Annotated in this window: 1 protein-coding gene; it reads right to left on the bottom strand. The window is 69.2% G+C overall.

The features are described from left to right. On the bottom strand, positions 1-717 hold a 717-nt coding region (ispG, locus tag KUM38_RS40655; protein ID WP_217137182.1), incomplete at both ends, for a flavodoxin-dependent (E)-4-hydroxy-3-methylbut-2-enyl-diphosphate synthase.

The following is a 717-nucleotide window of genomic DNA, read 5'->3' as shown; positions in this document are numbered from 1 at the left end:
CGCTGACGCAGGTTCAGCGACTCCAGGATCTGGATGCCGACCTTGATCTCCTCGACCGGCGGGGCCGACAGCGACACGCGGATGGTGTCGCCGATGCCCTGGGAGAGCAGCGCGCCGAAGGCGACGGCCGACTTGATGGTGCCCTGGAAGGCGGGCCCGGCCTCGGTGACGCCGAGGTGGAGCGGGTAGTCGCACTGGGCGGCCAGCTGGCGGTAGGCCTCGACCATGACGACCGGGTCGTTGTGCTTCACGGAGATCTTGATGTCCCGGAAGTCGTGCTCCTCGAAGAGGGACGCCTCCCACAGGGCGGACTCGGCCAGCGCCTCGGGGGTCGCCCTGCCGTACTTCTGGAGCAGGCGCCGGTCCAGCGACCCGGCGTTCACGCCGATGCGGATCGGGGTGCCGTGGTCCTTGGCGGCCCTGGCGATCTCCTTGACCTTGTCGTCGAACTGCTTGATGTTGCCCGGGTTCACCCGGACCGCCGCGCAGCCGGCCTCGATCGCGGCGAAGACGTACTTGGGCTGGAAGTGGATGTCGGCGATCACCGGGATCTGCGACTTCCTCGCGATCACCGGGAGGGCGTCGGCGTCGTCCTGCGTGGGACAGGCCACCCGGACGATCTGGCAGCCGGAGGCGGTGAGCTCGGCGATCTGCTGCAGCGTGGCACCGATGTCGGACGTACGCGTGGTCGTCATCGACTGCACGGACACCGGGGCG

It is taken from the genome of Streptomyces sp. AC558_RSS880 (genome assembly GCF_019049255.1).
Lineage (GTDB): Bacteria > Actinomycetota > Actinomycetes > Streptomycetales > Streptomycetaceae > Streptomyces.
Note: the sequence above shows the minus strand (reverse complement) of the source record. Positions and strands in the feature narration are given on the sequence as shown.